13 protein-coding genes are annotated in these 17395 nt (G+C 71.0%); 7 read left to right on the forward strand and 6 right to left on the reverse strand.

Going from position 1 to position 17395, the window contains the following annotated elements; all coding sequences use genetic code 11:
• The first annotated feature begins 139 nt into the window (after positions 1-139).
• Together ACIBJC_RS14205 and ACIBJC_RS14210 are read left to right on the forward strand one after the other, a co-directional pair.
• Entirely contained in the window at positions 140-1033 is an 894-nt protein-coding gene (locus ACIBJC_RS14205) for a DUF6801 domain-containing protein (protein ID WP_399291886.1), read from the forward strand.
• Positions 1034-1208: 175 nt separating this feature from the next.
• Complete coding sequence (locus tag ACIBJC_RS14210) at positions 1209-3383, forward strand: NACHT domain-containing protein (protein WP_399291888.1); 2175 nt, start codon at positions 1209-1211, stop codon at positions 3381-3383.
• Between the two features lie 162 nt (positions 3384-3545).
• On the opposite strand, the gene ACIBJC_RS14215 is transcribed toward ACIBJC_RS14210, so the two are convergent.
• The 3 genes from ACIBJC_RS14215 to ACIBJC_RS14225 form a co-directional block, all read right to left on the reverse strand.
• Positions 3546-4244 (reverse strand): cation transporter, encoded by a 699-nt coding sequence (locus tag ACIBJC_RS14215; protein ID WP_399291890.1) that lies wholly within the window; start codon positions 4242-4244, stop codon positions 3546-3548.
• The gene (locus tag ACIBJC_RS14220; RefSeq protein WP_399292341.1) at positions 4245-4568 is read right to left on the reverse strand and encodes an ArsR/SmtB family transcription factor; all 324 of its coding nucleotides are present in this window, start codon (positions 4566-4568) and stop codon (positions 4245-4247) included. It abuts the gene before it with no gap.
• A gap of 127 nt (positions 4569-4695) precedes the next feature.
• A complete protein-coding gene (locus tag ACIBJC_RS14225; protein ID WP_399291892.1) occupies positions 4696-5841 on the reverse strand; it encodes an amidohydrolase family protein in 1146 nt (381 codons plus the stop codon).
• A gap of 182 nt (positions 5842-6023) precedes the next feature.
• Between ACIBJC_RS14225 and ACIBJC_RS14230 the strand changes: the two genes are divergently transcribed.
• Positions 6024-6953, forward strand: coding sequence for a sigma-70 family RNA polymerase sigma factor (locus ACIBJC_RS14230; protein WP_399291894.1), 930 nt, complete (start codon positions 6024-6026; stop codon positions 6951-6953).
• Positions 6954-6991: 38 nt separating this feature from the next.
• Here the strand turns inward: ACIBJC_RS14230 and ACIBJC_RS14235 are convergent, their stop codons facing one another.
• The 3 genes from ACIBJC_RS14235 to ACIBJC_RS14245 all read right to left on the reverse strand — a co-directional run bounded on the left by ACIBJC_RS14235 (position 6992) and on the right by ACIBJC_RS14245 (position 13422).
• Entirely contained in the window at positions 6992-8656 is a 1665-nt protein-coding gene (locus tag ACIBJC_RS14235) for a penicillin-binding transpeptidase domain-containing protein (RefSeq protein WP_399291896.1), read from the reverse strand.
• Positions 8657-8793: 137 nt separating this feature from the next.
• Positions 8794-11601, reverse strand: coding sequence for a SpoIIE family protein phosphatase (locus ACIBJC_RS14240; protein ID WP_399291897.1), 2808 nt, complete (start codon positions 11599-11601; stop codon positions 8794-8796).
• Between the two features lie 96 nt (positions 11602-11697).
• Positions 11698-13422: a dolichyl-phosphate-mannose--protein mannosyltransferase gene (locus tag ACIBJC_RS14245; protein ID WP_399291899.1), complete on the reverse strand. Its 1725-nt coding sequence runs from the start codon at positions 13420-13422 to the stop codon at positions 11698-11700.
• Positions 13423-13523: 101 nt separating this feature from the next.
• On the opposite strand from ACIBJC_RS14245, the gene rsmI reads away from it, so the two are divergent.
• The 4 genes from rsmI (at position 13524) to ACIBJC_RS14265 (ending at position 17334) form a co-directional block, all read left to right on the forward strand.
• Positions 13524-14444 (forward strand): 16S rRNA (cytidine(1402)-2'-O)-methyltransferase, encoded by a 921-nt coding sequence (rsmI, locus tag ACIBJC_RS14250; protein ID WP_399291901.1) that lies wholly within the window; start codon positions 13524-13526, stop codon positions 14442-14444.
• 128 nt (positions 14445-14572) lie between these two features.
• Positions 14573-15076, forward strand: coding sequence for a hypothetical protein (locus tag ACIBJC_RS14255; RefSeq protein ID WP_399291903.1), 504 nt, complete (start codon positions 14573-14575; stop codon positions 15074-15076).
• 69 nt (positions 15077-15145) lie between these two features.
• Positions 15146-16015 (forward strand): TatD family hydrolase, encoded by an 870-nt coding sequence (locus ACIBJC_RS14260; RefSeq protein ID WP_399291905.1) that lies wholly within the window; start codon positions 15146-15148, stop codon positions 16013-16015.
• Positions 16016-16140: 125 nt separating this feature from the next.
• Positions 16141-17334 carry a ubiquitin-like domain-containing protein gene (locus ACIBJC_RS14265; protein ID WP_399292343.1) on the forward strand — a complete coding sequence of 398 codons (1194 nt, stop codon included), beginning with the start codon at positions 16141-16143 and terminating at the stop codon, positions 17332-17334.
• The last annotated feature ends 61 nt before the right edge of the window (positions 17335-17395 follow it).

The following is a 17395-nucleotide window of genomic DNA, read 5'->3' on the forward strand; positions in this document are numbered from 1 at the left end:
GCAGGATCCGCTGTGCGCCGAGCAGGGCAGGTCCCGACCCCCGCGCGACTGAGGTGGGGACGGCCCCGCGACCGTCCCCACCTGGGGGAGGAAACCATGGGCCTTATCCAGAGCCCCAAGTACCTGACTGAGGATCAAGATGGCAAGTGACAAACTGATCCAGAACCTGGGTGAGCGGCACAGGCCATTCCGTGCCGCCCTCAGTGGTCGAGTGGCCCGAAGCGTGTTGGGGCTGACGATGGCTGTAGCGGTTGCGGGCGTAAGCGTGGGAATTCTCGGAGCCGGACCCGCAGCCGCGGACCCGGTATCGCTCAAACTGCGGTACACGTGCTCAGTTCAGGTGATCCCCGACCGGTCAGACACGGTAAAGATCGACTCGGATGTCCCGAAGTCGGCTGCGGTCGGCAAGCCCACCCCGAAATTCGTCATCCATGCGGCGGTGCCGGTGAACGCGGCTGACACGAAGGGGCTGCGCAGGGCCGGTATCAAGACCATCGAGGGCACGGTGGAAGCGAAGGTCCGCGTGACAGCGCCGGGGGGCGACACCAACCTCAGAGTGTCGTTCCACGTGGCCAGGACCAACGTCCCGGAGTCCGGACCGTTCTTGGTCAAGACGACCGGCGTCGCGCCGAAGCTCACCTTCAGCCAACCGGGCAGGGCGAAAATCACCGTCGGTGACTTGATCATGCACGTCACTGCGAGTGGTGGCATGACTGTCAAACTCGACGTGCCATGCAGGCTGGACACTGGGCAGAACAACGTCGTGGCCTTGCTCGACATCACTGGAACGACGACCGGCCCGGCCCCGTCCAAGATGCCTGATACGGCCACCTCCGGCACCACTGGGTCGCAGAACCCGGGCGAAGGCGTGAGGGCGGGGGCGACCACGGAAGACTCGGCCAGCCCCTCCGGCAGCCTGGCTACGACTGGCAGCCAGGGCATCGCGAGTCTGATCCCGCTGGTTACGGGAACTTTTGTCCTGGGAACCCTTGCCGCAGCCGCCGCTTTTCGATTCCGCTCACGCAGCCGGTGACCAGGGCGAACCCTGAAATCCCCGAACCGGTGGACCCTCTCGGGGTCAGGTGCCCCGAGAAGGTCGGGTGCCGGTAACAACGGCCCCTTGAACACCGTTACTGCGTTCGGTTTCAACGAAGACAACGGTTGAGGATGGGCACATGAGGGCGGCACGTCACCTGTGGTGGAGATGGTTGGCGCTGGCGGTGGTGGCCGTGGGGGTGGCGGTCACCTTAGCTGTTCGGGCGGGAACCGGGGAGGTGGACCCAGGCGGGTTGGCGGTCGGGCTGTTCGGCCTGATGCTGGCGATAGTGGGCCTGCACCAGGCGACGCGCTCCCAGGTCTCGCAGGATACCGACACCGCCGCACTCGCCGACCGACTCGCCGTCGACATCAGGAAGCGCGAAGAGGAAGCCCGCCAGAGACTCCTCGGCGGCAGCGACCGCACCATCAACGTCGAGTTCACCTTCCTACCCTCTCCCGCTCACCGCGCCACAGGCGCAGCACCCCACGGCACGTTGGAGGAAGCCGCTACCTACTACCGTGCTCTTCGGCCCGGCCGCCTCGTTATCACCGGCGCGCCCGGAGCCGGCAAGACCGTACTTGCCCTCCATCTCATGCTGCTCCTCCTCGCTGACCGGGCGCCGGGCGGTCCCGTTCCTGTACGCCTGTCGTTATCCACCTTCGACCCCAGCCGGAATAAGCTCGAGGACTGGCTCGCCGAGCATCTCGCCCGTACCTACCGGCTACGCCCCACCGCAGCAGCCGCCCTCGTCACCGGCCGACTGGTCCTCCCCGTGCTTGACGGGCTCGACGAAATGGATGCCAGTGAGACTCCCGGGCACGGCTCTCGCGCTGCAGCCGCCTTGGAGGCTATGAACACCTACCTCCACGGCATCACCAAGGGCCAGCTTGTCCTCACCTGCCGCAGTAGCCCCTACGTCGCTCTCGAAGGTGCGGAGCTGTGGGCACAGGACGCCTCCCGTATCGACATCGTCCCCGTCAGCCTGGCCGCGACCATGGCGTTCGTCACCGCCCGCGCCCGCAACCCGGCCCGCTGGGAACCCGTCCTGAACGCACTCCACGCCTCCCCGGCCGGTCCACTGGCTCGGGGCCTGTCCACACCCTGGCGGCTGACCGTAGCTCTCGCCGTCTACGACGAACGTCACCTCGACGGCAGCTGGGTCCGTGACCCCGTAGACCTCCTTGAGCCCACCCTGCAGACCCCCGAGCAGATCCGGGACCACCTGCTGGATCTGTTCATACTCGCCGCTTCCTCGACAGAGGGCACGACGGCGCCGTACACCCGGCTGCAGGTACGCACCTGGCTGACAGTCCTCGCCTGCTACCTGCGTGCCAACACCATCAGCGCCGGCGAAGTGGCCGGACGGCGTCTGTCAGGCACCGACCTCGTACTCCATGAACTGTGGCCGCTCACCGGCCGCCGCCGCGCCCGCACCGTCCACGTTCTGCTGAGCATCGCGGTGTGGGCCACCGCCGACCTACCTGCCGCCCTGCTCGATGACTGGAACGTGTACGCAACGAACGTGACACTCATGGTGGCGGCCGGTCTTCTTATAGGAATCCCTCCCTGGCCCGTACCGTCTCGGCTGGAACGAGTATCTGCCGGAACCCCTGCTGGAAGACATCAGTTCGTGAACGGGCTTGTGGGTGGGCTTTTCTGGGGAGTGCTCGTAGTCGTGGTCGACATGGGGAATGTCCTCGGGCTGGTGCTCGGGCTCGTATACGGATTGGTGGTAGGGCTCGTTGCTGGAGCGATGGTCGGATTCGGGCTGGCGGGCGTGCTCTCGGACGTACCCGAGGTTCGCAGGTCACACGGAAACGCGTCGCCGCGTGGCATGGTGCGGGACGACCTTGTGGCCGGGTTCGCGATCGGCCTCGTGGTCGGGCTCGTGTTCGTCCCTTTCTATTGGTTTGCCCTGGGCCCCGTACTCGCGCTCGGGGCAGTACTCATCTACATGCTCCTGTTCGGTCTCGGCGGCGGGCGTGCGCTCGCAATCCTCTACAACCGCCTGTTCAGATGCGGTTACCGGAGCGCGCTCGACTTGCTGTTCAGGCCCTGGCGCGCGTTCGGACCCCTGTTCAGGACCGGCGCCGGCCCAGCCCTTGGCGCCGCAGGCGTCCGCTACATAGCTTTTCTCCTCTGCACCCGCCCCTGGTGGTCCAACCAACCACTGCCCTGGCGCCTCGGTCGTTTCCTCGACTGGTGCTGCGACGCGGGTCTGACGCGCACCGCCGGGATCGCCTACCAGTTCCGCCACCGGGAGCTCCAGGACTTCCTCACCCGCGACCACATCCACCACGACCCGCCGAACCGCCCCACTTCTGTACAAATGACACGACTCTGAGCTGCTTGAGAAGCCGTATCCCAACCGAACGTGATCGCTTGATTCCTGCTGGTCGGGCATGGTCTCGGTCGGAGTGAGGGAGACATCCGGAAACCTTCGACCCGGCTCGAAGGCCAAGCCCGGCGGGCGCCTCGTGTGCCGCGCCGGTCAGATCGTGAACAGTCAGTCGCAGCAGTCGCATCCGGGCTGGCATCCGCAGGTGTCCGTGCTGGTCACCGGCGTGCTGACGGGGGCGCAGCAGCCCTTGCCCTGCCAGGCGTCCCGGCCTTCCTTCGCGGCGATGACCGCGATGACGAGGGCGGCGATCGGGTCGGCCCAGGACCAGCCGAGGGTGAGGTTGGCGAGCAGGCCGACGAGGAGGACGGCGGACAGGTAGGTGCACAGCAGGGTCTGCTTCGAGTCGGCGACGGCCGACGCCGAGCCCAGTTCCCGTCCGGCCTTGCGCTGGGCGGCGGACAGGAACGGCATGATGGCCAGCGACAGCGCGGCCAGGACGATGCCGGGGATCGAGTGCCCGGCTTCGCCGGTGCCTGTCAGGGCCCGTACGGAGTCGACGGTGACGTACAGCGCGAGCGCGAAGAAGGACACTGCGATGATCCGCAGCGTGGTCTTCTCCCGGGCTTCGCGGGCGGCGTGTTCGGTGGCGGAGAACTGCCAGGCGACGGCGGCGGCCGAGGAGACCTCGATGACGGAGTCCAGGCCGAAGCCGATCAGGGCGGTGGAGGAAGCGATCGTGCCCGCGGTGATCGCGACGATCGCCTCGATTGCGTTGTAGGCGATGGTCGCCGCGACCAGGAACCGTATTCGGCGGGTGAGCGCGTCGCGGCGCGTGGGGCTGGGGCCGAGGGATATCGCGGTCATTCAGCAGCAGCCCTTCTCGTCGGTCCCCGTACAGGTGCGGTCCGCGGCGACGGCCACGACTGCGGTGCGCAGGTCGTCCAGGGCGTGGCCCAGGCGGTCGTCGGCGAGTTCGTAGCGGGTGCGCCGGCCGTCGGGGACGGTGATGACCAGGCCGCAGTCGCGCAGGCAGGCCAGGTGGTTCGACAGGCGGGTGCGCGAGATGTTCAGGGTGTCGGCGAGGTCGGCCGGGTAGGCCGGGGCCTCGCCGAGCGCGAGCAGGATGCGGCAGCGGATCGGGTCGGCGAGGGCGCGTCCGAACCGCGCCAGGACTTCGATGTCCTGAATTCAGGGATTCGTGGATTCTCGATGAAGGGTGGACGTCAGGCTGTTCGTGGTGCGGGCCGGTCAGCGGCGGGTGAGGTCGGCGGCGTACTCGGGGCTGAAGCCCTGGCTTTCCCTGTGCCAGAGGTGGTCAGCGGGCCTGGCGGACCCCGCGCCGCCAGACAGCGGTGAGGGAGGCGAGGGCGGAGATGTCCCGGGTGGGGTCTCCCTCGACCAGCAGCAGGTCCGCGCGCAGACCGGGGACGATACGGCCCCGGTCGGCGAGCTCGAAGTGAAGGGCCGGGACGCTGGTCGCGGAAGCGAGTACCTCCTCGGCGCCGAGGCCGGCCTGGGCGAGCAGTTGCAGTTCACGGTGGAGGCCGGCGCCGTGAGCGGGCACGAACGGGGTGGCGTCGCTCCCGGCGAGGAGAGGGACGCCCGCCCGGTGCAGCGCCCGCAGCGCGCCGACGGCGTTGGCGTAGTGGCCGGCGTGTGTGCAGCCGGCGGTCCCGGGGCGTTGGGCAGTGATCGCCTCGAAGTACGCGAGCGTGGTGACGACGAAGACACCCTGGGCGTGGACCCGCTCGGCCAACCGTCGTGAGGCCGGAGCCTGGGGGGCGAGGTCGGCCCATACGTGGGCGAGGCCGTCCACACCGGCGTTGAGCGCGATGTTCGCCTCGGCGGCGGTGATCGTGTGGGCGATGACCCGCAGGCCGGCTTCGTGCGCCGCCGTGGTGACGGCGGCGGCGACCACCGGGGTCATGGCGGGGAGGTCGGCGCCGTGCACCGTGCCGTCATCAATGACGATTTTGAGGTAGTCGGCGCCTTCGTCGAGCCGGGCCTGGACGAAGGCCGGGGCCTGCGCGGGGTCGGTGACGAAGTCGATCTCCGTTACATCGCTCGGGTCGAGGACGGTGCCGCTCAGGGCGGCCAGCAGCTGGGTCGGGTGCCCGCCGGGTGCTGTGGCGACGGTGCCGGCGCTGCGCAGGTCGGCCACGTCGTCGTGGTGGTCGGCGAGCCTCCGGTACCGGGCCAGCGGCCGTGGCAGGCAGAACATGTCGAGCTCGGTGGTCACCCCGTAGCGCAGTGCCTCGGCCAGACTTCCGTCGAACGTGTGCGTGTGGGCATCGATGAACCCCGGCAGCAGCGTTGCGCCCCGCCCGTCGATCTCAACGTTGGCCGCTCCGATCGCACCGGCGCCGACCGCGGCGATGAGACCGTCCTCCAGCATCACGTCCGTGGCGGCGATGGTGCGCTCGCCATCGAACACGCGAGCGCCGTGAATCCGTGTACGCATCGAAGTCCTCCCTGTGATCTCAGGGGAGGAGGCCCCTCCTCCCCGGACATCACCACAGAGAGAAGTCGGGCGCCCACTGTGACCTCGGCGGGCACCATCGTGATGTGGCTCACGATCGGGTCTGTCCGTGTCACACTCGCGGCGTGACGGCTCTCTTCGGTCCGGCAGACGAGGAGGCACGTATGACACCCGCCCCACCACCGCACCCGACGGCCGACACCGTTACCGAGCAGTTCCTTGGCCATCGCGAGCTGCTGTTCTCGGTGATCTACAACATGCTCGGCAGTGTCGCCGAGACGGAGGACGCGCTCCAGGAGGTGTGGCTGGCGTGGTCCGCCCGGCACCGCAAGCCGGACGCCGAGCCCGTCCACAACGCCCGGGCCTATCTCGTCCGTATCGCGGCGAATCGCGCTCTCGCCCGCCGCGCGGACATGAGCCGCAGGCGGGAGACGTACATCGGCTCCTGGCTTCCTGAACCCCTGGTGATGGCCGAAAGTGATGTCACGGACGGTGCCGAGCGCGCCGAGGCGCTGTCCATGGCCGTGCTGGTTGTGCTGGAGACCCTGTCGCCACTGGAACGTGCCGTATTCGTGCTGCACGAGGTGTTCGGGTTCGCCCACCCGGAGATCGCGGGCATCCTGGACCGCTCACCGGCGGCGGTGCGCCAGATCGCCACCCGTGCGCGCCGCCATGTCCACACGCGTCGTCCCCGCCACCAGCCCGAGCCTGCCCTGCACGCCCAGGTCACCGAGCGGTTCGCCGCTGCCGCGCTCGGCGGCGACCTCCGCGCGCTTCTGGAAGTGCTGGCACCCGATGTGACGCTCTGGACCGACGGAGGCGGCAGCGGACCCGCAGTCAGCCTGCGTCCCGTCCACGGCCGCGACCAGGTCGCCGCAGTATTCATGGCGGTCGCCCGAGCGCTGCCCCCGGAGGGGCTGGACGTCCACTACCGGCGGGTGGCCCAAGACCCCTGTGCGCTCATCTTCTCCGGCGGCAGTCCGCTCGCCGTCGTGATCGTTGACCTCACTCCCGGGGGAGACCGGATCGCCGGCGTCTTCTCCGTCACCAACCCGAACAAACTCTCCGGCGTCCGGCCTTGTCGTCGGGGATAGGGGCACCGTTCCCGCCCCGCCCGCCGCGCGAGCCGCTTTCACCCCGCCGCCAGCACCGCCGCCACCACCGGGCCCGCCGCGTCGCCGCCGTGGCCGCCGGCCTCCACGACCGCCGCCGCGGCGATGTCGTCGTGGTAGCCCGTGAACCAACTGTTCGACGTTTCCTGGCCGTCGACCTCCGCCGAGCCGGTCTTCGCGCCCTTGTCGCCGCCGAGCCCGGCCATCGCCGTCGCGCCCGTACCGCTCGTCGCCGTCAGCCGCATCATCGAGCGCAACTGCTGCGCCACGCCGGACGGCAGGGAGCGCGCCGCCGTGGCGATCTCCCGGTCGTCCAGTGAGGGGGCGACGACGACCGGCTGCTTGAACGTGCCGTTCTTCGCGGTGGCCGTGACGGAGGCCATGTTGAGGACGTTCATCTGGACCGTGCCCTGCCCGATGTACTGGGCCGCCGCCTCGCCGCCCGACGACGACGGGATGGAGCCGTCGAAGGACGCGACGCCGGTCTTCCAGTTGTCGAGGCCGATCCCGAAGACCTCGGCGGCCTCCTTGGGCAGCGCGCCGTCGTCGCCCACGTCGTCGATCAGCTTGATGAAGGCGGTGTTGCAGGAGCGGGCGAAGCTCTGCGAGAAGGGCCGGCCGTCGATGGAGAAGTCGTCCAGGTTCTTGAAGGTGCGGCCCATGTAGATCGCGTTCTTCGGGCACTCGGCGGTCCTGGTCGCGCCGATCAGGTCCTTCTCCAGCAGCATCGCGGCCGTGACGATCTTCATGGTGGAGCCGGGGGCCTGCTTGCCGAGCATCGCCGCGTTGAAGCCGTCCTTGCGGTTGTTCGCGACGGCCAGGATCTCGCCCGTGCTCGGCTTGACGGCCGCGACCGACGCCTCGCTGTACTTCTTCACCGAGGTCTCGGCGGCGGCCTGGACGGTCGCGTCGAGCGTCGTCTTCAGCGTGCCCTCCTTGCCCTTGGAGAGGGTCAGGAGGGACTCGTCGGCAGAGGTGGAGCCGGAGCCGGTGGTGGCGTCCGGATCGGCGTCGCTCTTCAGCATCAGCTCGACGCCGGCCGAGCCGCCCGCCTCCTTGCCGTACCGCTCGCGGAGCTGGTCGAGGAGGGACCCGAGCGACGGGTACTTCTCCTTCGTCAGCTCGACGCCGTTGCGGTCGACCGCCTTGATGGGCGGTACGGACGCCTTCGCCGTTTCGAGGCGGGTGGTCTTCGTCAGCTTCGGGTGGATCACGGACGGCGCCCAGGAGACCAGCGGCCGGCCCGTCGACAGGCCGCGCACCACGGTCAGTTCCGAGGTGTACGTCCACGGCTTGCTCGCGCCGTCCAGCTCGACCTTCGCCTTGACGGTGAACGGCACCTTCGCGCCGACCGCCGGGCCCGGAGTGATCACCGCGTCGGTGACATGGGCCTCGGTGCGGTACGCGCCGATGACGGGCGTCGCGCCGGTCGGGTCGTTGGTGAGCTGCGCGACGGCCGCCGCGTCACCGCCCTGTGCCCACTTGGTCAGGAAGTCCTTGGACGCCTGGTCGATCTCGGCGGCGCTCAGCGGTCCGGTCTTGACCTCACTGGTCGCGGACTTCGTCTCCGCGTCCGTGCCCCCGCCGGACATCCCGTTGTAGACGTTGTACGCGCCGTAGCCCACTCCACCGGCGAACACGAGAAAAACTCCGCCTATGACGGCGGTCTTCGCTCCACTGCGCATGAGTGGTGGTCACCCCTCCCCAGGAGCCCCTCGAACATCTGAACACGTTCAAGGAAGTCATCGACTCGGAACTCTACGGGACGGTTGAGTCACGGGAGGCGGGCGTTACCGGACTGCTACAGAGGCCCGGACGCCCCTCAGGACGGATGTGGGCCGCCGCCGCGCGGCAGCGCCGTCTCCGTCCAGATGACCTTGCCGTGCGCCGTGTACCGCGTCCCCCACCGGTCGGCGAACTGGGCGACCAGGAACAGCCCCCGCCCGCCCTCGTCGGTGGCCGCGGCGGCGCGCAGATGCGGGGAGGTGGAGCTGGTGTCGGAGACCTCGCAGATCAGCGTACGGTCGCGCAGCAGCCGTACCCCGATGGGCCCCGAGGCGTACCGGATGGCGTTGGTGATCAGCTCGCTCAGCACCAGCTCGGTGGTGAACGCCGCCTCCTCCAGGCCCCAGTCGGTGAGCCGGCGGCTGACCTCGGCGCGTACCTCGGCCACCGCCGCCGGGTCGTGCGGCACGGTCCACTCGGCGATCCGGTCCGTGTCGAGCCTGCGGGCGCGGGCGACGAGTACGGCGATGTCGTCGCTCGGCCGGTCGGGGACCAGCGCGTCGAGCACCGCCTGACAGGTGGCCTCCGGGTCCTGTCCGGCGGCCCCGGCGAGCGCCGTCCGCAGGTGTGCGAACCCCACGTCGATGTCCCACCCGCGGTCCTCGACCAGCCCGTCCGTGTACAGCACCAGCCGGCTGCCCTCCTCCAGCGTGAACTCGGTCGCCTCGTACGGCTGCCCGCCGATCCCGAGCGGCAGCCCGGCCGGCAGGTCCAGGAACTCGGCGGTGCCGTCCGGGTGGACGAGGGCGGGCGGCGGGTGCCCGGCGCGGGCCACCGTGCAGAGCCCGGAGGCCGGGTCGTAGACCGCGTACACGCAGGTGGCGCCGGTGACGGCGGTCCTGCCCCCGGAGGGCCGGGGCGGCGCGCCGTCCTCGCCGGGCGCGTCCGTGCCCTCCTCCTCCTCGTCGATCCGGCTGACCAGCTCGTCCAGGTGCCCGAGCAGCTCCTCGGGCGGCAGGTCGAGCGCCGAGAAGTTGGCGACGGCCGTCCGCAGCCGCCCCATCGTGGCGGCGGCGTGCAGCCCGTGCCCGACCACGTCGCCCACCACCAGCGCCACCCGCGCGCCCGGCAGGGCCAGTACGTCGAACCAGTCGCCGCCCACGCCCGACTCGGCCGGCAGATAGCGGTAGGCGAGGTCGAGGGCGCTCTGCTCCGGGAGCCGGTTGGGCAGCAGGCTGTGCTGGAGCACGACGGCCATGGTGTGCTCGTGCGTGTAGCGGCGCGCGTTGTCGATACAGACGGCCGCGCGGCCGGCCAGCTCGCCGGCCAGGGAGATGTCGTCCTGCTCGAAGGCGTCGGGGCGCCGCGAGCGCCAGAAGTTGACCATCCCCAGCATCACGCCCCTGGCCAGCAGCGGAACGGTGATGAAGGAGTGGAACCCGTACGCCATCAGGAGTTCGCCGCGCTCGTGGTCGTGCCGCCTCCAGGTGTCCGAGGAGCGCAGGTCGGTGGTGAGGACGGGCTCCCCGCCGGCCAGGCTCTCGGTCTGCGGGGTGGACGGCATCAGGCTGAACTCCACACCGACCCGGTAGAGCGGCGACTCCTCCGCGATCCCGTGCACGGCGATCCGGCGCAGCCCCGCACCGGTCGCGGTCGCGGGGCCCGGCTCCTCGCCGCGCAGGACGGGTTCGGCGAGGTCGACGGTGACGAAGTCCGCGAAGCGGGGGACGGCCACCCGGGCCAGCTCCTCGGCCGTACGCGTCACGTCCAGGGTGGTGCCGATCTGCGTACTCGCCTCGTAGAGGAGGGTGAGCCGGCCGCGGGCCATCTCGGCCCGTCCGGAGAGCGCGCGCAGCTCGGTGGAGTCGCGCAGCGTGGTCACCCAGCCGGGCGGCCCGCCGGCCCGGTCGGTGGGGCGGCGGTTGACGACGAGCTGCCGCTCCCCGGAGTTGACCACCTCGTCGTCGGCGACCTGCTCGGAGGTGAGCAGCCGCGCCGTCTCCGGGGCGAGCCCCAGCTCCGAGACGTACCGGCCCTCCGGGTTCGGGGGGAGGCTGAGCAGGAGGGCCGCCTCGTCGTTGACGAGCAGCAGCCGGCCGTCGCCGCCGACGATCAGCACGCCCTCCCGTACCGCGTGCAGGACCGCGTCGTGGTGCTCGTACATCCGGGTCATCTCGGTCGGGCCGAGACCGTGGGTCTGCCGGCGCAGCCGGCGGTTCATGAACGCCGTCCCGGCGGTGGCCAGCAGGAGGCCGCCGGCCGCCGCGCCGAGGAGCACCGGAAGCTGCTCCTCCACGGCGGTGCTGACCCGGGCGATGGTGATCCCGGCCGAGACGAGGCCGACGATCTTGTGGCCGGGGCCGAAGACCGGCACCACCGCGTACACGGCGGGGCCCAGGGTGCCCGTGTTCCTCGCGGTGAAGGGGTGACCGGCCTGCGCGGGCTTGAGGTTCCCGACGAAGTGCTGGCCGATACGGGCAGGGTTGGGGTGGGTGTACCGGATGCCCCGCGGGTTCGTGACCACGACGAAGTCGACGCCGGAGATCTTGCGCGCGGCCTCCGCGCGCGGCTGGAGGATCGCGGTCGGGTCGGGGGAGCGCAGCGCGGCCACGATGCCCGGGGAGTTCGCGAAGGCCCCGGCGACGGCGAGGGACCGGTTCGTCGCCTCCCGCTGGCTGTCCCGGTGGGCCTGGAGGACGACGGCGGTCGCGGCGGCGGCCACCAGCAGCAGCACGATCACGGCCTGGAAGAGGAAGACCTGCCCCGCGACACTGCTGTTCCCGATCCGCAGCCAGGATCCGCCGCGCGACCGGGGTCCGCCGCGCGACCGGGACCCGGCCCGCCACCAGGACCGGGGACCGGCTGAGGGCCGGGGCTCGCCTGGACGTCGGGCCAATCGGGCCATAGGGACAGATTTACACCAGGATCCGGGGCGAGGCGACCGGTGCCCGGCCGCCGGATCCGTCCCCGCGGCCCCGCCGGACGGGGCCGAACGGGCGGCCTACACCCAGGTGTCGAGCCACATCCGGTTGCGCCACGAGTCCAGCGGGATCGCCGTGCCCGTGTACAGCGGCCAGAAGTAGATGAAGTTCCAGACGATCAGCAGGACCAGCACCCCCGCGCCGACCGCGCCGACCGTCCTGCGCCGTTCGTCCGAGCCCTGCGGCCCGAGGATCGCGCCGATCATCATCGCCACCGCCAGACAGAGGTACGGGACGAAGACGACCGCGTAGAAGAGGAAGATCGTCCGCTCCTGGTAGAGGAGCCAGGGGCCCCAGCCCACCGCCACCGCGCAGGCGATCGCGCCCGCGCGCCAGTCGCGGCGGAAGAACCAGCGCCACAGGACGTAGAGCAGCGCGAACGCGCCCGCCCACCACAGCATCGGCGTGCCGATCGCCAGCACCTCGCGGGCGCACTTCCCGGCGGTCGACGCCGGGCAGCCGTCCTGGCCGGCGGCCGGGTCCTCGTAGAAGTACGAGACCGGGCGGCCCAGGACGATCCAGCTCCACGGATTGGACTGGTAGGTGTGGCCGGACGTGAGGTTGATGTGGAACTGGTACACCTCGTACTCGTAGTGCCACAGGCTGCGCACCCAGTCGGGCAGCCACGTGAAGCTGCCGCCCTTGCCCGCCGTCGTGGCCCAGTCCCGGAAGTAGCCCTTGTCCGTGACGATCCAGCCGGTCCACGAGGCGACGTACGTGGCGATCGCGACCGGCACCGTCGAGAAGAACGCCGGCACGATGTCCCGCTTCAGCACCGCCAGGTACGGCCGTACCGCCCCCGCCGTACGCCGCGCGCCCACGTCCCACAGGACCGCCATCACCGCGAAGGCGGCCAGGATGTAGAGCCCGTTCCACTTCGTCGCGAAGGCCAGGCCCAGCAGCACACCGGCCGCGATGCGCCACGGGCGCCACCCCAGGCGCAGCCCCTCCGCGACCGAGGCGTCCGGGCGCAGGACGCCCTCCTCCTCGTCCACCGGGAGCGCCGCCGCCAGCCGGGCTCTGGACCGGTCGCGGTCGATCAGCAGAGCGCCGAACGCGGCCAGCACGAAGAACATCAGCACCAGGTCGAGCAGGGCGGTGCGGCTCATCACGAAGTGCAGGCCGTCCACCGCGAGCAGCGCGCCCGCCAGACACCCCAGGAAGGTGGAGCGGAAGAGCCGCCGCCCGATCCGGCAGAGCATCAGCACGGAGAGCGTGCCGAGCACCGCCACCATGAAGCGCCAGCCGAACGGGGTGAAGCCGAACATCTGCTCACCGAGCCCGATGACCCACTTGCCGACCGGCGGATGCACCACATAGCCGGGGTCGGTGGGCACCGGGACGGAGGACGGGTCCTTGAGGATCGACGTGTCGACGTCCTTGGGCCAGCTCCCCTCGTACCCCTGGTTGATCAGGGCCCAGGCGTCCTTGGCGTAGTACGTCTCGTCGAATATCACCGCCTTGGGGTTGCCCAGGTTCCAGAACCGCAGCACACCCGCGACCAGCGCCACGAGGGCCGGGCCGCCCCACGCAGACCAGCGGACCAGCCGCGCGGTGAGCGGGGCCGGCACCCCGAGCACGGCCCACAGCCGGTCCGAGGGCCGGGTGTACGGCGGCACCAGGCGTTCGCGCAGGCCCGTCACCGGCCGCGGGGCATGGCCGAATCGGCGCAGCCGCTGAGGCCATGAGGGCTGCTTCTCGTCGGCGTCGTGCCCCTGGAGGGCTTCTGGCGCAGTACTGGTCACCGCGCCATCGTAGGGAACGCCGCTGTGCGAGGCGCGCGTCCCGTCCTGCGAGGATGGCGGATGTGACTGGAACGCCTGGAACACCGCCCCCGACAGCCCCCGTGACTCACCCCTCGGCGGGTGGCTCGAAAACCGCCCCGGCATCCCCCGGAACGCTGGTCCTCGCGGGCACGCCCATCGGCGATGTCGCGGACGCGCCGCCCCGGCTCGCCGCCGAGCTGGAGACCGCCGAGGTGATCGCCGCCGAGGACACCCGGCGGCTGCGCCGGCTCACCCAGGCGCTCGGGGTGCACACCCGGGGGCGGGTCGTGTCGTACTTCGAGGGGAACGAGTCCGCCAGGACGCCCGAACTGGTGGAGGCGCTGACGGGCGGGGCGCGGGTGCTGCTGGTCACGGACGCGGGCATGCCGTCCGTCTCCGACCCCGGCTACCGGCTGGTGGCGGCGGCCGTCGAGCACGGCATCCGCGTCACCGCCGTACCGGGGCCCTCGGCCGTGCTGACCGCGCTGGCGCTCTCCGGGCTGCCCGTGGACCGCTTCTGCTTCGAGGGGTTCCTGCCGCGCAAGGCGGGCGAACGGCTGGGCAAGCTCCGCGAGGCGGCCGGCGAGCGGCGCACGCTCGTCTACTTCGAGGCCCCGCACCGGCTGGACGACACGCTCGCCGCGATGGCCGAGGTCTTCGGCGCCGACCGCAGGGCCGCCGTCTGCCGCGAGCTGACCAAGACGTACGAGGAGATCAAGCGCGGCCCGCTGGGCGAGCTGGCGGCGTGGGCGGCCGAGGGCGTACGGGGCGAGATCACCGTCGTCGTGGCGGGCGCCCCGGACCCCGTGCCCGGCGATCTCGACCCCGTCGAGCTGGTGCGGCGGGTACGGGTGAGGGAGGAGGCGGGGGAGCGGCGCAAGGAGGCGATCGCCGCCGTCGCCGTCGAGGCGGGGTTGCCCAAGCGGGAGGTGTTCGATGCTGTCGTCGCATCAAAAAACGCGGCGCGCACGGCCCCCTCGGAAGGTAAAGGACTATCGTGAAATGTAAAGCGCAGACCGCGTGCCGGGTCATTGGGACATGAGAAGGCCAAGACCCATCCAATAATCGACAGGCGCTGATGCGCTCCCGCCTTCGAAGGCGTCCACTGGGGCAGTGGAGAGGAGCTGGCATGAGTGAGATCACGGGCACCGCTGTAGTTCACGAGGCATATGCCTTTTGTTGCATGCGTTGTGGACACGGCTGGGAGCAGGCGTACGACATAGAGCATCATGTCGACGGCTCGGGCCAGAACGTCGTCGTGTACAAGGCGGAGGGGGTGCGGGTTCCCTCCCCGCTCTCCAGCCCGACCTGTCAGAACTGCGGCGGCCATGTCGTACGCATCATGAGGTCCGGACAGGTCTCGTCGGTCCGGGCGCTGATGACGGAGCAGCACCACCCGGCGAAGACGGCCAAGACGGCGAAGGCGACGAAGGCCGCCAGGACGGCGAAGGGCGCCAGGACCGCCGAGGGCGAGGGGGGCGCGGGCACGGAAGGGCAGCCGGGCGAGGAGATACCCGCCCAGGCGCGGGGCGGGGAGATATCCGAGGGATCCGCCGGGAAGACCGGCGAGGGGCACCACCACTGGCACCTCTCCGACCTCCTGCACCCGTTCCAGCACCACCACCGCCCGTGAGCGCGCGGGACCGGCCCCCGGGAGATCCTTCCGGACCCCGGCGGACCGGTCCCCCGTAGGATCGCGCCCATGAGTTCGAAGCAAGCCCCGCCGCCGCTGCCCGAGCCCCTTCGGGTGGCGGTCGCGGACGCGCACACCCACCTGGACATGCAGGAAGGCACCGTCGCTGAGGCCCTGGAGAAGGCCGCCTCGGTCGGTGTGACGACGGTGGTCCAGGTGGGGTGCGACCTCAAGGGGTCCCGCTGGGCAGCCGAGACGGCCGCGGCGTACGACACCGTCCACGCGGCGGTCGCGCTGCACCCCAACGAGGCGCCGCGCATCGTGCACGGCGACCCCGACGGCTGGTCGCGCCAGGGCGCTCGCGCGGGCGGCGGCGACGCGGCGCTGGACGACGCGCTGACCGAGATCGACGCGCTGGCCGCGCTGGAGCAGGTGCGGGCCGTCGGCGAGACCGGGCTGGACCACTTCCGTACGGAGCCCGAGGGCAGGGCGGCGCAGGAGCGCTCGTTCCGCGCCCACATCGAGATAGCCAAGCGCCACGGGAAGGCGCTCGTGATCCACGACCGCGAGGCGCACGCCGACGTGCTGCGCGTCCTCGCGGAGGAGGGCGCTCCGGAGCGCACCATTTTCCATTGTTATTCCGGCGACGCCGAAATGGCCGGGATTTGTGCCGCGGCCGGTTATTACCTGTCCTTCGCAGGAAATGTCACCTTCAAAAACGCTCAATTGTTGCGTGACGCGCTCACCGTAGCGCCGCTCGACCTTCTGCTGGTCGAGACCGACGCGCCATTTCTCACCCCGGCCCCCTTTCGCGGGCGGCCGAATGCGCCCTACCTCATTCCCGTCACCCTGCGGGCCATGGCAGAGGTGCGGGGGATCGGCGAGGACGCGATGGCGGAGGCGATCGCGCGGAACACGGCCCGGGCGTTCGATTACTGAGCCGTCGCCGCACCACTACTGAGCCGCTGCCGGTCCGCCGCTGAATCGCGTGTCCGTGCGAGTGGGTACGCTGGGTAGCCGAGCCGCTTTGGAGAGTGACCGAAGCTCCGCTAGGGTCCGGGGGCATCCCGCACCGGATCCCGTGGAGCGTCGTGAGCAATGCACAGGGCAGTCACCGTGCGACACGCGGCGGGCGCCGACGCCGGAGCCCCGACGCCCCCGCGGCCCCCGAGACCCTGCGCCGGCTGCTCCCGCAGGCCCTCGTCGTCGCCTTCCTGGCGGGCGGCACCTCCGCCTTCGTCGTCCACGACAAGGCCGTACGGCTGAGCGTCGACGGTGAACCGCGCACCCTGCACACCTTCGCCGGTGACGTCGGGGAACTCCTCGCCCACGAGGGCGTCGCCGTCGGCGCGCACGACATCGTCGCCCCCGCGCCCGGCGCCCCGCTCGGCCACGGCGACGAGGTCGTCGTCCGCTACGGCCGCCCCGTCCTGCTCACCCTCGACGGGCAGCGCCGCCGCGTCTGGACCACGGCGCGCACCGTCGACGGCGCGCTGCGCCAGCTCGGGGTGCGGGCCGAGGGCGCGTACCTCTCCGTGTCGCGCTCCGCCGCCATCGCCCGCCACGGCCTGGCGCTGGACGTACGCACCGAGCGCGCCCTGACCTTCCTGGCCGACGGCCGCGAACACCGGCTCCGCACCAACGCGGCGACCGTCGCCGAGGCGCTCACCGAGGCCGGGATCACCCTGCGCGGCCAGGACACCACCTCCGTACCGGGCGACAGCTTCCCGCGCGACGGCCAGGTCGTCACGGTCCTGCGCGTCACGGCGGGCGAGGAGACCCGCGAGGAGGCCGTCCCGTACGACACGGTGCGTACCGCCGATCCCGCGCTGCCGCGTGGCACGGAGGTGGTCGAGCGGGCCGGGCACGCGGGCGCCCGCCGGGTCACGTACGCCCTGCGCACCGTCAACGGCGTACGGCACAAGCCCCGCAGGATCCACACCGAGACGGTCCGCGCGCCGGTCACCCAGCGGGTCAGGGTCGGCACGAAGGTGCTGCCGACGTCCGTCGCGGGCGCGGACGGGCTCAACTGGAGCGGGCTCGCCGCCTGCGAGTCGGGCGGGCGGCCGGACGCCGTCGACGCGTCGGGGAACTACGGCGGGCTGTACCAGTTCGACACCGGGACCTGGCAGGCCCTCGGCGGCAGCGGACGGCCCCAGGACGCCCCGGCCGGCGAGCAGACGTACCGGGCGAAGAAGCTCTACGTACAGCGGGGGGCGAGCCCGTGGCCGCACTGCGGCCGTAGGCTGACCGGGTGAGCACCACTGAGCCCGACGTACCGGACGCCGCCTCCGACGCCCCCGCCGACGTCCCTTCCGA

The sequence above is a fragment of the Streptomyces sp. NPDC050509 genome (assembly GCF_044457965.1).
In the GTDB taxonomy this organism is placed as follows: domain Bacteria; phylum Actinomycetota; class Actinomycetes; order Streptomycetales; family Streptomycetaceae; genus Streptomyces.

Excerpts from the sequence above, each read along its gene's own strand:
- ACIBJC_RS14205 (WP_399291886.1), top strand. The coding sequence starts at position 140 with ATGGCAAGTGACAAACTGATCCAGAACCTGGGTGAGCGGCACAGGCCA.
- ACIBJC_RS14230 (WP_399291894.1), top strand. The coding sequence starts at position 6,024 with ATGACACCCGCCCCACCACCGCACCCGACGGCCGACACCGTTACCGAG.
- ACIBJC_RS14215 (WP_399291890.1), bottom strand. The coding sequence starts at position 4,244 with ATGACCGCGATATCCCTCGGCCCCAGCCCCACGCGCCGCGACGCGCTC.
- ACIBJC_RS14260 (WP_399291905.1), top strand. The coding sequence starts at position 15,146 with ATGAGTTCGAAGCAAGCCCCGCCGCCGCTGCCCGAGCCCCTTCGGGTG.
- ACIBJC_RS14255 (WP_399291903.1), top strand. The coding sequence starts at position 14,573 with ATGAGTGAGATCACGGGCACCGCTGTAGTTCACGAGGCATATGCCTTT.
- ACIBJC_RS14235 (WP_399291896.1), bottom strand. The coding sequence starts at position 8,656 with ATGCGCAGTGGAGCGAAGACCGCCGTCATAGGCGGAGTTTTTCTCGTG.
- ACIBJC_RS14225 (WP_399291892.1), bottom strand. The coding sequence starts at position 5,841 with ATGCGTACACGGATTCACGGCGCTCGCGTGTTCGATGGCGAGCGCACC.
- ACIBJC_RS14240 (WP_399291897.1), bottom strand. The coding sequence starts at position 11,601 with ATGGCCCGATTGGCCCGACGTCCAGGCGAGCCCCGGCCCTCAGCCGGT.